Here is a 14,676-nt window from a genome sequence, read left to right as displayed (position 1 = left end):
TCAGCAATATTGAAAAGCAACTTGCTTATCTAAAGCAGGTTCGGGCGATACCCGCGGAGCGGGTTCGACGCTGGAGGAGAGCACCATGAGACAGCTGACCAACCGTGTGGCGATCACCACGGTGATGGGCATCGTCGCACTGACTGGCTGTGCCGCCGGGGGAAGCGGGACGGGCAACACCGCGGCAGGCGGCGACGTGAAGCTGAGCCTGCTGACCTTCGAGACCCCCAACCTCACCGCCGCGTACTGGGACGACATCATCGCCAGGACCAGCGCCAAGGTGCCGGGGGTGAAGATCGAGAAGCTGGTCGCGCCGAGCGCCGAGCAGCGCAACGAGTACGCGCGTCAGCTCGACTCGACCGGGGGGCTGCCCGACATCATGGTCGCGGTCGAGCCGAACGGACTGGCTCAGGCGGGCAAGCTCGCGGAGTTCGGCCTCGGCGAGCTCGCGGACTGGAGCGACCCAACCTCGAACAGCTTCAACGGCAAGATCTTCCAGCTCGCCACCAACTCGCAGACGTGGCAGATCTACTACCAGAAGGCGGCGTTCGAGAAGGCCGGCATCGCCGGGCCGCCGAAGACCTGGGACGACCTGCTCGCCGCGGTCGGAAAGCTGAAGGCGGCGGGAATCAAGCCGCTCGTCATCGGCGGTGGCGCCCCGGACGGCCTCGGGCCGCGGTGGACGTTCTCCCAGCTGGTGGCCAACGAGGTCTACGCGAAGGACCCGAAGTGGCTCGACAAGTTGGTCTCCGGGCAGACCGACTTCAGTGACCCGCTCTTCCTCAAGGCGGCGACCGAGATGAAGGAGTTGGCGGGCAAGGAGAACGTCGTCAACCTCTCCGCCACCTACGCGGAGGCCCAGAGCGACTTCCTCGCGGGCAAGGGCGCGATGTTCCCGATGGGCTCGTGGTTCCCCGCCGCCCCGGACAAGACCCAGCAGGAGCAGATCGGCGTCTTCACCATGCCCACGCAGGACGGCTCGATCGTCGTGCCGACGTACACCGGCGGCGGACTGTCGGTGAGTGCCAAATCCCGTGACGTCGCGAAGGCCAAGAAGTGGGCCATCGAGTTCTCCAGGGAGAACGCCGACGGCGGGGCACGGAACGACGCCCTGTTCGTGGCCCTCAAGGGCTACCAGCCCCCCTCCGACCTGCCGCCGCTGTACAACGCCACCCTCGATCTCTACAAGAAGGGCAAGGCCGCGGGCACGGTGACGCCGGCCTTCGGCAGCGAGGGCGGCGTGCCGGCCCTGCCGTCGGGCTTCATGGTCAAGGTCGACTCGGCACTGACCGACCTGCTCAACGGCCGCTCGGACGTGGCCGGGTTCGCCGACAAGCTGAACGCGGGATACAAGGAACTCTCGAAGTGACGCTCCACTCGTCCCCCGGCGCGAGGAGCGGCGTCACCGAGAAGGCGGCCCCGGCTCGCCGGCCGCCGCCGGGCCGGGCCTCGGCCGGACCCGGCGGCGGGTCCCGCAGGCGCTCCGCCCGGAGGTGGTCGTCGGCGGGGGCCTTCGCGGCCTTCGTGCTGCCGACCCTCACGGTCTTCACGGCGGTGGTCCTGGTACCGATCCTCTGGACCCTCTACATCGGGACGACCGACGAGCGCGCGACCCGGCGGGAGACCTCGTTCGTCGGCCTGGACAACTACCGTTCCCTGCTTGAGGACGGGAGCTTCCGGCACTCCCTGTGGAACACCGTGGTGATCACGGTGATCGTGGTGGTTCTGACGAACCTGCTGGGCATCGCGATCGCCCTGCTGCTGAGCAGGCCGAGTCGGCTCTACAGCCTCCTCCGCAGCGTCTACTTCACCCCGGTGATCCTCTCCTCCGTGGTGGTGTCGGTGATCGGGCGCTCGATCCTGGCGGACAAGGGCCTGCTGAACAGCACGCTCACCTCGTTCGGGATCGAGAACCCACCAGGGTGGCTCACGGATCCGTCCTTTGCGATCTACTCGGTGTCCTTCGTCATGGTGTGGCAGACACTCGGCTTCGCCGTCGTGGTCTACCTCGCAGGACTCGCGGGAATCCCCGTCGAGCTCGACGAGGCGGCGAGCCTGGACGGAGCGGGCCCCTGGCAACGCTTCCGTGCGATCACCTGGCCGATGCTCGCGCCCGCGCTGACGATCAACACCGTGATGCTGATGATCGGCTCGTTCAAGGTCTACGACCAGATCGCCGTCCTCACCAACGGCGGCCCCGGCACCGACGGCACGGCCACCGTCGCCTTCGACGTCGTCCGCACCGCCTTCGCCGAACAACGCCCCGGAATGGCCTCGGCGATGGCCGGGATCATGCTCGCCATCGTCTCCGTCGCGAGCGTGACCACGCTCAGGCTTCTGCAACGACGAGAGGTGAACCTGTGAAGTCCCGAGTCCCGTGGGTACGCCCGCTCCTGGCCACGGGCACCGCGGCCGTCTTCGCCCTGCCGCTGTACGTCGCACTGGTCAACGTCTTCAAGCCCAACGCCGACGTCGTCGCCTCGCCGTTGGCGCTCCCCACCCCACCCACCCTGGAGAACATCGGGCGCGTACTGTCGCGGCCGGACGGTCTCTACTGGTACGGCCTCGCCAACTCCGCCACGCTCACAGCGGCGTCGATCCTCATCACCACCGTCCTGGCCGCGATGTCGGCCTACCACCTGGTGCGGTCGGACCGCTGGTGGAGCCGCGCCGTCCTCGGCGTCATGCTGACCGGCCTGATGGTCCCGCCCGCGGTGATCATGCTGCCGATCACACGGGTCCTCGACGCCGGGGGGCTACTACACACCATGCCCGGCGCGGTGCTGGTCAACGTCGGGTACTACCTACCGTTCGCCATGCTCGTCTTCATGGGCTTCATCCGCACGATCCCCCGCGAACTCGAGGAGGCCGCAGCGGTCGACGGGGCGGGCCGGTTCCGCATCTTCTGGCAGGTGGTCTTCCCGCTGCTGCGTCCGGCGTCGGCCAGCGTGCTGATCTTCCTCGGCGTGTGGGTCTGGAACGACTTCCTCACTCCGCTGCTGGTGCTGGGCCCGGGAGCCGGAAACACCGTCACCGTCGGCATCTACCGGTCGATCGGGCCCTACCAGCAGGACTTCGGTGCCGTGTTCGCGTTCATGTTCCTTGCGACACTGCCGGTCCTGGTGTTCTACCTCGCGTTCCAGAAGCACTTCGTCCGGGGCCTCACAGGCGGCGCGACCAAGGGCTGACACCCCCGGAGTCCGGGCATCGGCCCGAGCGAGAGGAGTGCCCGTTGCCCCCCGGACCCGGCATGTGTCATCGTCTTGGACCTGATGACACATGCTTCCCGTCCCCCGGGAACCGGGCGGCCCGACACGACGAATCCCCACACCCGACGACCCCGCCATCCGCCCTGTCCGGCGCACCGCCGCCCGACAGGCCGTCGAGAGCCGCGACCCCACCTCCGCCGCCGACCCCGGCGGCGAGGTCCCGGTCGCGGCGCTCGTGCTCCGCGCCGACACCACACTCCGCTCCCCCGCCACCGAAAGAGCCGTCCGTGTCCCCCACCGACCTGCCCTCCCGGGGCGTGCCCCGCGCTCTCGGCAACCCCCACGAACTCGGCGAAGGCGCCCGCTGGATCCACGACCGGACGGTCTGGGTCGACCTCCTCGCCGGCGAACTCTGGGAACACCGCCCCGCCACCGATGCCACCCGTCGCCTGCTCTCCCTCGACGTACCCCTGGGGGCTGTGGCCCCGCTCCAGGACGGGAGCGGCTGGATCGCCGCCTGCGACACCGGCATCGCCGTCCTCCGCGACGGCCGGCCCGACTGGATCGACCGGCCCGAGGACGGCGCCCCGACCCGCATGCGGATGAACGACGGCTGCGCCGACCCCCGCGGCCGGTTCGTCGCCGGATCCATGGCCTTCGACGCCACCCCCGGCTCCGGTTCGCTCTACCGGACGGACACCGACGGATCCGTCACCAAGATCCTCGACGGCCTGACCATCCCCAACGGCCCGGCCTTCTCCCCCGACGGCACCGTGATGTACCTGGCCGACAGTGCCCTGCGGCGGATCGACGCCTACCCCTACGACCTGGAGCACGGCACCCTGGGCACACCGCGGCTCCTCGCCCGGCTCCGTCCCGACGAGGGCGTGCCCGACGGCATGGCCGTCGACCGGGACGGCAACGTGTGGTCCGCCGAGTGGGGCGGTGCCCGCCTCCGTCACTACAGCCCCGACGGCGACCTGTTGCGCATTCTCGCCCTCCCCGCCCGGCAGCCCACTTCGTGTGCCTTCGGCGGTCCCGACCTCACCGACCTCTACGTCACCACCGCCGCCCTCGGCCTCGACGCCCCCGGCCCGGTCGACGGCCGCACCCTTCTCCTGCCCGCCCCCTGCGCGGGCCTGCCCACGGCGGCGGCACGCCTCACCTGAACGGTCTGACGGCTACGAGACCACGCCCCCGGGGGCGTGGTCTCGTAGCCGTCTGCGAACGAGGCTCCGGGAAGGACGTCGGGTACCGGCACTTCGGGCCCGGGACGGGTCGCCGGGGTCCGCAGTGCCGGCCACGGACATGCGGACGGGGCATGGGTGACGGCTCCGGCCGTCACCCATGCCCCGATCTGCTAGAGGACGTCGTACCTGGTCACCCAGGTACCGGTGGACGGCGTCCACACCACGAGGTCGTCGGACCCGTCACCGTTGATGTCGCTGGTGACGGCCTTTCCGTTGCCGGGCTGGCCCTGCAGCACCGTCGCCGCCCCGAACTGCCCGGTGCCGTCGCCGGCCCTGACGGACCAACCGGTGCCGCTCCAGTGGGCGAGGTCGGCGTCACCGTCGCCGTCGAAGTCGCCGGCGGTGATCTCGATGCCGTTGCCCGGATACGGCAGGGCCTGGTGGCTCTCCCTCCCGAAGGAGCCGGAACCGTTGCCGTACCTGATGTACAAGTGGCCGTCCACCTGCCAGACACCGAGATCGGTTCGGCCGTCGCCGTCGAAGTCCCCGGTCACCAGGCTCACGCTCGGCGCCACGGTCCACGTGTAGGTCGATTCGCTTCCGAACGTCGTCCCCGTGCCGTACCGGATCTTCCAGCTGCCGGCGGAGTCGGCCGACCAGGCTCCGAGGTCGAGCTTGCCGTCACCGTTGAAGTCCCCGCCGAAGCGCCTGCCGGGCGCCGCCCAGGCGGTCGGCGACAGCAGCGTGAACTGGGTGCCCGACCCGTTGCCGACCTTGGGGTAGGCGGAGCCGTCCGTACCCTGCCAGGCGAGCAGGTCGCCCTTGCCGTCGCCGTTGACGTCCCCGCCGAGCGGAGTGGAACCGGGTTGGGCGGCCCAGGTGTGGCTGGTGGTCTGGGCGCTCTGGGACGACCGGACGGTGATGGTGCCGGCGCCGGGGGACACGGTGTAGTCGGCGACGCCCGCCGTCCTCGATCCTTCGACGATCCGCCCGTTGGTGGTGTGCAGCCGGAACGTGACGTCCCAGTTGCCGGGCCAGGCGTTGAACAGGATCGCCTCGTCGCCCGAGCCAGGGTGCAGCAGCATCGCCTGGAGCGCGATCTTCCCGATGGAACGCGGCTCGTTGCCCGGTTCGCCGTCGGTGCCTCCCGGGCCGAATCCGGTGTAGCGCCAGGCGCCGGCGCGGAACGCCTCCACGGTCTGGTAGCGCGCCTCGTCGGTGAGGCCGAGGTAGGCCGCGTGGGTGGCGTCGTGCCGCCAGTCCTGCGTGCCGTCCGTCGGGTACTTGCCCTTGCGGTCGGTGTAGGAGGCGATCGCCAGGTCGAGGTTGGCCCGGCCGCTGCCGAACATCCTGAGCGGGAAGATCGGCCAGAGGTTCTGGTTGTTGGTGTCGCCGCCCTGGAAGACGCTGGAGGCGGTCTTCAGGCGGTCGTTGGGACCGTAGGAGGTGTCGTTGTCCGTGACGGACGAGCCGATCGGGAGGTTCGGCAGACGTCCCTTGACCGTCGTCCAGTAGTCGCGGTCGGCCTGGGTGGTCAGCGAGGCCGGCAGGGCGAGCAGGCCGTTGACGGTCCTGGTGAGCCCGGCGACGTCGGCCATCGGGTTGCGCAGGTTCCGGTCGCCCTCACCGGAGTACATGGGATACATGTCGATCTTGCCGCTGGCGAGGTTCCAGTGGGTGTCGTAGAAACGGACCACCTCACGGGCCACCGGCAGGAGCTTCTGCGTCGCGAACGCGTTGTCACCGGTATAGGTGAAGTAGTCGAGCATCATCGAGGTGAGTTCGACGTTGGTCGCGTACAGGTACCGGGTCCAGACTCCGGAGAACCAGTTCGCCGGCTTGCCCGCCCGGCTCCACCCGTACTCCCCGCCGACCGCCTGCCCCCAGAGGCCCATCACCTCGGGCCACATCGCGCCGCTCGACGCCGGGAGCCGCACGTTGTTGTCCTCGGTGGCGCCGTTGCCCCAGAAGGCCTTCACCCGGTCCTTGGCCAGACCGAGGGAGGAGGCGTACTGGTCGAAGTAGGGCTGCATCAGGTCGTAGTCGCCCGAGGGCAGCATGCTCCAGTAGGCGAAGCGCTGGTTGAAGCCGTGGTAGCTGTTCCACCACCGGTGGTCGGCGTCGGTCTCGGTACCCGGGGTGAACAGCGAGCCGTTGAACCGGATCGGCATCTTCGGGGTCCGCCCCGCGATGGCCTCGGTGTAGCGGGTGTGCAGCCATCCCTTGGTGACCCGGTCGGCGTCCGCGTCACCGGAGGCGAAGATGAACGAACGGTTCCAGAAGCCGGTCCAGTACTGCTGGTGGGCCGTGCGGAGCGTGGTGCTCGGCGTCGCCCCGACCGTGCCCGCCCTCGTGGAGATCCCCGTCTCCCACTTGGTGAACCAGTCGGCGCCCTTGTCGATCTGCGACGACAGGGTGATGTCCAGGCGCTGGGACGCGGAGGAGCCGGAGACCAGGCGGGTGTTGGAGGCCGTGGTGAAGCCAGGCCCCTGGATGAGGCCGCCGAAGGTACGCCCGGTGAGCGGGTCGTCGTAGCCGGCCGGGTCGAGGCCCTGCAACCGCATGACCTCGTCGAACCTCGAATCGGCGTTGCGGTGCGTCCACAGCAGCTTGTTCGAGCGCGTGTGCACGGTGTCGGGCGTGATCTTCGGCGGATACACCGAGGTTCTCGGAGGCTCGGTGTCGACCAGGTCCATGAACGTGAGGTTCTCGCGGGACGGGTTGGTCACCTCCGTCGGGCGGACGTTCACGAAGTCGGCCTGCACGGAGAACGCGGACGGCGCGTCGCTCTCGACGTGGATGGTCGGGTTGTTCGCATCGGCCCAGATGCGCGTCGTGATCTTCGGAGTGGTACCCGAGGTGACGACGATCTCCCCTTCCCGCAGCTTCAGCACCTGGGCGAAGGAGCCCGAGGAAAAGGGGTTGGGTGAGAAGGTCAGGTCGAGCCGACCGAGCTTGGCGAGGCGGACGTTCTCCTCCCACGCGTCGCCCGACGACAGCAGCAGCTTGAGCGTGTTGCCCTCGACCCAGACGTTGGCCGCCTGGATGCCGTTGCCGATCGGCATGGAGCCGGTGATGTCGTTGCTCTTGGAGGTCCACGTCTCGTTGTACTGCGGAAGACGCTGGTCGACGATCGGGTTGATCGCCGCATGCGCGGTCGGTGCCACCGGGGAGCCGATCACCAACCCGCCGACGGTGGCTGCCGCGGCCATCGCCGCCACGAATCGTGGCAGCCTTCTGGCACTTCGTCCTGTCATTCGATTCCTCCCGCTTCGGCCGTACGGCGGCCGCGTGCGGGGATCGCACGCAGGAGGGAGCCGCCGGAGGCCTTGTGAGCGATAGCTTTCGATCTCTCGAAGATCTGCCGAGGTCGGGACGGTCGTCCACGACCGACCTCGGACCGGGCGAGCGTCCGGTCCTCGACGGCCCTGCCGGTGATGCCCCGGGTGAAGCACCCCTGGAGCATCCGGCCGGTCGCCGGGACCCGAAGGGGCGCGGGAAACGCGAACCCCGCGCCGAAGTGGAAACCCAGCCTGGTTTTGATAAGTAGGTTTCTTGGCAATATTGCCGTGGGGCATCAATGTAGATAGCGTGTCGCTGTGAGTCAAGACACATCGATTACCGAATCCGGCACGAGATCCGAAGGGCGGATCGGCGATCCGGGGTATCTGCGCAAGCTCAACCTGGCGGCCCTGACACGGGCCTTCCTCGAAACGGCGTCCCTGTCGGTCAGCGAGGTGCGGTCGAGCGTGGGCGTCTCACGCCCGACCGCCGAGGAGCTCCTGACGGTCCTTCTCCAGCAGGGCCTCATCCGGGAGGCGCCCGTACGCCAGGACGGCGAGCGACCCGGCGGACGGCCCGCCCGCCGCTACGAGCTCGTGGCCGAGCGGTCCGTCGTCGCCGGTGTCGACATCGGCGCGCACAAGGTCGCCGTGGCGCTCTGCGACCTGAACGGGACGGTCCTGGCGATGCGCAGGCGCAGCGTCGACCCCGAGCTCGGTGCCGCCGACCGCATCGACGCCGCGGCCCGCCTGGTGCAGGTGGCGGTCCGGGGGTCCGGGACGGACCAGGATCACATCCGGGCGGTGGCCTGCGGCATCACCGGCGTGCTCGCCAACGGCTCGACGGTCATGGACGTCCGCAACCTCCCCGCGGGCCGGGATCTCGACGTCTACTCGCTCCCGGGGTTCGACGGGATCGACGTGGTCGCGCAGGTGACGGACCGTTTCAAGCGCGACGTGTTGATCGCCAACGACATCCAGGCCGCCGCCCTGGCCGAGCAGTGGAAGGGCGCTGCCACCCGCGCCCGCGACCTGGTCTACATGCACGCGGGCCGCAGGCTCGGCGCCGCGATCCTCATCGACGGGCGGATCCACAACGGCCGACGCGGCCTCGCGGCGTCCGTCGGCTCCATGAAGCTCCTGGGATGGCCCGAGGCGATGACGGCACTCGAACGCGCGGCCCTCGAACGCGCGGGCTCGATCGCCGCGCAGGCCACCGGCGACGACGTCCAGGCCCTCTTCCGGGCGGCCGGAAACGATGATCCCGCCGCCGCGCAGGTCGTCGACGGCGTCGCCCGGGCTCTCGCCGTGGGTGCCTCGACCCTCGTCCACGCCGTCGACCCCGACCTGGTCGTGATCGGCGGCGGACTGTCCCGCGCCGGTGACGCGCTCACCCTCCCGTTCGAGCGGCATTTCGCCGCGACCTCCCTCAGCTCGCCGGAGGTCCGCGTCTCCCTGCTCGGCGACGAATCCGTCGCCCTCGGCGCGGCCCGGCTCGCCCTCGACGCCCTCAAGGAGCTACTGGTCACGGTCCAGGCCTGACCCCTCCCCTCGCCGCACACGGCAGGAGGCCGGGCCGAGCCCCGTCGGTGGGCTCGGCCCGGTGGCCGGCCTCGCGGGCAGGGGCCTTGAGGTGCCGGCCGATGGTGTCGGTGAAGTAGAAGCAGCCGAACGCGTGCGCCCGGGGTCGTGGACACCGAGCCTGTAGCGGTGAGATCTCCGCGTCGGATATTTGCATAATTAATGTCCACCGGTACGGTGGCGGCATGACAGAGCAGACGTGCCACCGCTTCCGTGACCGGGTCGCAGTGATCACCGGTGCCGCCGCCGGTATCGGCGCCGCGACCGCGCGACGTCTGGCGGCGGAGGGCGCGGCGGTGGTGATCGTCGACATCGCCGATGCCGCGGGGCGGGCGACGGCCGAGGCGATCACGCACCAGGGCGGGCAGGCCGAGTACCGGCACGGCGACGTGTCGTCCGCGGCCATGTGGGAGGAGCTCGCGGCGCACGTGCGCCGGCGCTACGGACGGCTGGACGTCCTGCACAGCAACGCGTACGCGGTGGTCGTCAAGCCCGCGCACGAGCTGACCGAGCCGGAGTGGGACGGCCAGCTGGCGGTCACGCTGAAGGCCGCGTGGCTGGGGGTGCGCGCCTTCGCCGGGCTCCTGCGCGACAGCGGCGGCTCGGTGGTGCTGACCTCGTCGGTCCACGCGCTGGTGGGTCTTCCGGGCCATCCCGCCTACGCCGCCGCCAAGGGCGCCCTCTGCTCGCTGGGGCGCCAACTGGCCGTCGAGTACGGGCCGCAGGTGCGGGTCAACACCGTCGTGCCCGGGCCGATCATGACGGCGGCGTGGGAGCGGGTGGACGAGGCGGGGCAGGCCGACAGCGTGGCCGGGACGGTCGCCAAGCGGTTCGGCACCCCCGAGGAGGTGGCGGCCACGGTCGCCTTCCTCGCCTCGCCCGACGCCTCCTACGTCACCGGAACCACGCTCGTCGTCGACGGGGGCTGGTCGATCGTCAAAGCCTCCTCATGACACAGCCACCTCCTCATGACCCACCCCCGAACAGCCGCACCGGAAGGCCCCCTATGAACCAGCCGCCCACCCGGAATCTGCACCAGCAGATCATCGACATCATCGGGAAGCGGATCGTCAGCGGCGCCTACGCACCGGACTCGCTCCTGTCCCCGGACCGGCTGGAGCAGGAGATCGGGGTCAGCAAGACCGTCCTGCGCGAGGCGCTGCGCGTCCTGGCCTCCAAAGGCCTCATCGGATCGCGGCAGAAGCGGGGCACCTTCGTGCGGCCCCGCGCGGACTGGAACCTCCTGGACGTCGACCTGCTGCGCTGGCAGGGCGCCGGCATCCCCGACAAAGGCTTCCTCGCCGATCTGGGCGAGGTCCGCTCGATCATGGAGCCGGCCGCCGCCCGCCTCGCCGCCGAGCGCCGTGACGAGGCCGACCTCGCCGATCTCGCCCACGCCCTGGAACGCATGGCCGAAGCCGGCCACGACACCGACGCCGCCGTGGAGGCGGACCTGGCGTTCCACCGCGCCCTGCTGACCGCCGCCCACAACGAACTGCTCACCCGCATGGAGGTGGTGATCGCGGCCGACCTGCGGGTGCGCGACCACCTCGTCCACAGCACGGAGCACTGGGCCGACCCCGTGCCCGCGCACCGCGCGGTGCTCGACGCCGTCCGCGACGGCGACCCGCAGGCCGCGGAACAGGCCGTCCGGGACCTGCTCGCGCAGGCCACCGCCGACCTCGCCCTGATACACCCGGGAGAGACGCCATGAAGATCACAGCCCTGGAGACGTTCCTCGTCGCCCCCCGCTGGCTGTTCCTGCGCATCGCCACCGACGAGGGGATCACCGGTTGGGGCGAACCCGTCGTCGAGGGCCGCGCCGAGACCGTCCGCGCCGCCGTCGGGGAACTGGCCGACCACCTCGTCGGCGAGGACCCGCTGCGGATCGAGCACCACTGGCAGGTGCTCACCAAGGGCGGCTTCTACCGCGGCGGCCCCGTCCTCTCCAGCGCCGTCGCCGGCATCGACCAGGCCCTGTGGGACATCAAGGGCAAGACCCACGGCGTACCCGTCCACCAGCTGCTCGGCGGCCCGGTCCGCGACCGGCTGCGGATGTACGCGTGGATCGGCGGGGACAGCCCCGCCCACGTCGCCGAACTCGCCCGCGAACAGATCGAGGCCGGGTTCACCGCCGTCAAGATGAACGGATCCGCACAGCTGCGGTCCATCGACACCCCCGCCCGGACCCGGGAGATCGTCGACCGGGTGGCCGCCGTACGTGAGGCCGTCGGCGACGAGCACGACGTCGCGATCGACTTCCACGGCCGGCTGTCGACCGCGATGTCCCGGCGCGTCCTGCCCCTGCTGGAACCGCTCCACCCGCTGTTCGTGGAGGAGCCCGTCCTGCCCGAACACGCCCGCGACCTGCGCCGGCTCGTCGACTCCACCACCGTGCCGCTCGCCTGCGGCGAACGGCTCTACTCCCGCTGGGACTTCCGCGACGTCCTCACCACCGGCATCGCCGTCGCCCAGCCCGACGTCTCCCACGCGGGCGGCATCTCCGAGGTCCGCCGCATCGCCGCCCTCGCCGAGACGCACGACGTCGCGATGGCCCCGCACTGCCCCCTCGGCCCGATCGCCCTCGCCGCGAGCATCCAACTCGGCTTCGCCGTACCCAACTTCCTCATCCAGGAACAGAGCGTCGGCATCCACTACAACCGGGGCGGCGACGTCCTCGACTACCTCCTCGACACGGCACCCCTGCGCTTCACCGACGGACACGCCGCCCTCCCCACCGCCCCCGGCCTCGGGATCGAGATCGACGAAGCCGCCGTCCGCCGCGCAGCCGAGCGCGGGCACCGCTGGCGCAGCCCCGTCTGGTACCACGAGGACGGCGGGTTCGCGGAATGGTGAACCCGATCCCGGTGAACCGGCTCCCCCTCACCGCCACCACCGATCCCCGCAACGGTGGCCGGTGGACCAGCCTTCGGGGCGGCGGACGCGAGTGGCTCTGGCACCGCCACTGCCCCGCCCGCGACACCGTCCGACCCGGCGACGCCTTCGTCGACGCCGGCGGTCTGGAGGAGTGCCTCCCCACCGTCCGCGGCACCCCCGACCACGGCGACGCCTGGTCCCGGCCCTGGCGGCGCGACGGCGACACCGACGTGCTCGACCATCCCGACTTCGTCCTGCGCCGCAGCCTGCGGCAGGACCGGACGGGGGCCCTGTGCGCCTCCTACCGCCTGTCGGCGGACCCCGGGTACCGCTTTCTCTGGGCGGCCCACGCGCTGCTCGACGTCGGGCCCGGTGCCCGGCTCGTCGCACCCGCGGGAACGGCCACCCGGGTCTTCCCCGAGGCCGCGCCCCTGATCGACCGACCGTGGCCCGCGAACGCCCCGCACCTCACCGGGCGCTGGCCCACACCGCTCGGACTGCCCCTGGACCGCCTCGGCCCCGAGGACGGCACCGCCGTCGGCGCCGTCCTCACCGACTGTGCGGACGTGTCGGTCGTCGACGGCCGGGACACTCTGCGCCTCAGCCTCCGGGCCGATGCCGACGTCCCGGTGTCCGTCGCGCTGTGGCGCAACCTCGGCGGCTACCCGGCCACCGGTCCCTACCGCAGCATCGGTGTCGAACCCATGCTCGGGGCCGTCTTCGACCTCGCAGAGGCGGGCCGAGGTGACGCGGCCGTCGTCCCCGCCGCCGGCGACCTGCGCTGGGAGCTGACCCTCACCGCCGGCCGCACACCCTCCCCGTCCTGTGAAGGCACTCCATGAGACCTGCCGAACTGCCGTACCGCACCCTCGTCATCGTCCGCGGCACCGACCGCGGCGCCGCCCTGCGCACCGTGCTCACCCTCGCCGAGGAGGGCCTCACCGCGAGCGAGGTGTCCCTCACCACCACCGACGCCCTGTGGGTGATCGAACAGGCCCGACGCGAACTCGGACCCGACGCCGACCTCGGCGCCGGCACCGTCCTGACCGCCGACGACGCCGCCCGCGCCACCGACGCCGGAGCCGGCTTCCTCGTCACCCCCGGCCTCGTCACCGACCTGCCCCACGGCCCCGGACACCCACCCGTCCTGATGGGCGCCCTCACACCCGGCGAGATCATGGCGGCCACCCGGCACGGCGCCCTCGCCGTCAAACTCTTCCCCGCCTCCCACGGCGGTCCCGCCTACCTGGCCGCGCTCCGCGCACCCTTCCCCGACACCCCGATCATCCCCGTCGGCGGGATCGACGCCGCCGCCGCACTCGCCCACCTCACCGCCGGAGCCACCGCCGTCGGCGTCGGCTCGCCCCTGATCGGAGACGCCGCCGACGGCGGCGACCAGCACGCCCTGCGCGCCCGCGCCGCACACTGGCGCAGCACCCTCGCCGCGTTGGTGGCCACGTGACCGCCGCCCCCGAGGTGGTGACCGTCGGCGAAGCCATGGCCGCACTGCGCGCCACCGGGCCGATCAGACTCGCCCCGCCCATGGAACTGTCCGTCGCCGGAGCGGAGGCCAACGTCGCCATCGGCCTCGCCCGGCTCGGCCACCACGCCCGCTGGGTCGGCCGCGTCGGCGCCGACCCCTTCGGCGCCCTGATCCTGCGCACCCTGCGCGCCGAAGGCGTCGACACCACTCACACCCGCACCGCCACCGACGGCCAGCCCACCGGCCTGCTGGTGCGCGAGGACGGCATCGGCGACCTCGCCACCGTCCACTACTACCGCGAGCGCTCCGCCGGATCCGCCCTGAGCCCCGACGACGTCCTGCCCGCCCTGCACCCCGGCGTCCGCGTCCTCCACCTCACCGGCATCACCCCCGCACTCGGCCCCACCGCCGCCCGAACCGTCCAGGCCGCCGCCGCCCGCGCCCGCGAGCTCGGCATCACCGTGAGCCTCGACGTCAACCACCGCGCCCGCCTGTGGACACAGCACCAGGCCCGCCGGACCCTCCTGCCACTGGCCCGCACCGCCGACATCCTCATCGCCTCGGCCGACGAACTCCACCTCGTCGCCGACGACCCCACCCGCGACGAGGCGGACACCGTCACCGCCCTCCTCGACCGGGGCACCCGTGAGGTCGTCATCACCCGCGGCGCCGCCGGCGCGGACGTCACCACCCCCGACACGGCCGCCCACGCCCCGGCCCGGCGAGTCCCCGTCGTCGACGTCATCGGCGCCGGTGACGCCTTCGTCGCCGGCTACCTCTCCGCACTCCTCGACAACCTCACCACCGAACAACGCCTCCACCGCGCCACCGACACCGCGGCCTTCGCCGTCGCCACCCGCGGGGACTGGGAGGGCCTCCCCACCCGTACCGACCTCACCCTCCTCGACACCCCCACCGGAACCACCCTGCGCTGACCGGCCCGCCCGGGGCCACTCCCCCGCCCCCGGGCCGCAGGAACGACGGCGCCTGCGACCGACAGGTCTGTGCTTCTGCCCGATCGCGGACGCCGCAGCACCCTGGCCCGTCGGTGGGCC

General features: G+C 71.3%; 12 protein-coding genes. 11 read left to right on the top strand and 1 reads right to left on the bottom strand.

Translation table 11 applies throughout. The annotated features are described in order from the left end of the window. Positions 1 to 85: 85 nt before the first annotated feature. The 4 genes from ACFWIC_RS21530 to ACFWIC_RS21515 all read left to right on the top strand — a co-directional run bounded on the left by ACFWIC_RS21530 (position 86) and on the right by ACFWIC_RS21515 (position 4,378). Complete coding sequence (locus ACFWIC_RS21530) at positions 86 to 1,369, top strand: ABC transporter substrate-binding protein (RefSeq protein ID WP_380519766.1); 1,284 nt, start codon at positions 86 to 88, stop codon at positions 1,367 to 1,369. After that, on the top strand, positions 1,366 to 2,364 hold the full coding sequence (locus ACFWIC_RS21525; RefSeq protein WP_380519765.1) for a carbohydrate ABC transporter permease: 999 nt from the start codon (positions 1,366 to 1,368) through the stop codon (positions 2,362 to 2,364). Before ACFWIC_RS21530 ends, ACFWIC_RS21525 begins: the two co-directional genes overlap by 4 nt. Beyond that, on the top strand, positions 2,361 to 3,188 hold the full coding sequence (locus ACFWIC_RS21520) for a carbohydrate ABC transporter permease (RefSeq protein WP_380519764.1): 828 nt from the start codon (positions 2,361 to 2,363) through the stop codon (positions 3,186 to 3,188). Before ACFWIC_RS21525 ends, ACFWIC_RS21520 begins: the two co-directional genes overlap by 4 nt. A gap of 308 nt (positions 3,189 to 3,496) precedes the next feature. Beyond that, a complete protein-coding gene (locus tag ACFWIC_RS21515; RefSeq protein WP_380519763.1) occupies positions 3,497 to 4,378 on the top strand; it encodes an SMP-30/gluconolactonase/LRE family protein in 882 nt (293 codons plus the stop codon). Positions 4,379 to 4,569: 191 nt separating this feature from the next. Here ACFWIC_RS21515 and ACFWIC_RS21510 read toward each other — a convergent pair whose 3' ends face one another. Then, positions 4,570 to 7,656, bottom strand: coding sequence for a DUF5703 domain-containing protein (locus ACFWIC_RS21510; RefSeq protein WP_380519762.1), 3,087 nt, complete (start codon positions 7,654 to 7,656; stop codon positions 4,570 to 4,572). A 492-nt stretch (positions 7,657 to 8,148) separates the two neighbouring features. Here ACFWIC_RS21510 and ACFWIC_RS21505 point away from each other — a divergent pair, with 492 nt between their 5' ends. From ACFWIC_RS21505 to ACFWIC_RS21475, 7 genes are all read left to right on the top strand, one after another. Further along, the gene (locus tag ACFWIC_RS21505; RefSeq protein WP_380519761.1) at positions 8,149 to 9,222 is read left to right on the top strand and encodes an ROK family protein; all 1,074 of its coding nucleotides are present in this window, start codon (positions 8,149 to 8,151) and stop codon (positions 9,220 to 9,222) included. 224 nt (positions 9,223 to 9,446) lie between these two features. Beyond that, a complete protein-coding gene (locus tag ACFWIC_RS21500; protein ID WP_380519760.1) occupies positions 9,447 to 10,214 on the top strand; it encodes an SDR family NAD(P)-dependent oxidoreductase in 768 nt (255 codons plus the stop codon). Between the two features lie 53 nt (positions 10,215 to 10,267). After that, entirely contained in the window at positions 10,268 to 10,975 is a 708-nt protein-coding gene (locus ACFWIC_RS21495) for a FadR/GntR family transcriptional regulator (RefSeq protein WP_380519759.1), read from the top strand. After that, complete coding sequence (gene dgoD, locus ACFWIC_RS21490; RefSeq protein WP_380519758.1) at positions 10,972 to 12,117, top strand: galactonate dehydratase; 1,146 nt, start codon at positions 10,972 to 10,974, stop codon at positions 12,115 to 12,117. The genes ACFWIC_RS21495 and dgoD overlap by 4 nt, the downstream gene beginning before the upstream one ends. After that, the gene (locus ACFWIC_RS21485) at positions 12,111 to 12,980 is read left to right on the top strand and encodes a hypothetical protein (protein ID WP_380519757.1); all 870 of its coding nucleotides are present in this window, start codon (positions 12,111 to 12,113) and stop codon (positions 12,978 to 12,980) included. Before dgoD ends, ACFWIC_RS21485 begins: the two co-directional genes overlap by 7 nt. Next, positions 12,977 to 13,600: a bifunctional 4-hydroxy-2-oxoglutarate aldolase/2-dehydro-3-deoxy-phosphogluconate aldolase gene (locus tag ACFWIC_RS21480; RefSeq protein ID WP_380519756.1), complete on the top strand. Its 624-nt coding sequence runs from the start codon at positions 12,977 to 12,979 to the stop codon at positions 13,598 to 13,600. The genes ACFWIC_RS21485 and ACFWIC_RS21480 overlap by 4 nt, the downstream gene beginning before the upstream one ends. Further along, complete coding sequence (locus ACFWIC_RS21475) at positions 13,597 to 14,556, top strand: sugar kinase (protein WP_380519755.1); 960 nt, start codon at positions 13,597 to 13,599, stop codon at positions 14,554 to 14,556. Before ACFWIC_RS21480 ends, ACFWIC_RS21475 begins: the two co-directional genes overlap by 4 nt. Positions 14,557 to 14,676: the final 120 nt, after the last annotated feature.

The organism is Kitasatospora sp. NPDC127035 (genome assembly GCF_042726075.1).
GTDB lineage: Bacteria > Actinomycetota > Actinomycetes > Streptomycetales > Streptomycetaceae > Kitasatospora.
The sequence above is the reverse complement of the archived record's forward strand: the minus strand, read 5'-3'. Positions and strand labels throughout refer to the sequence as shown.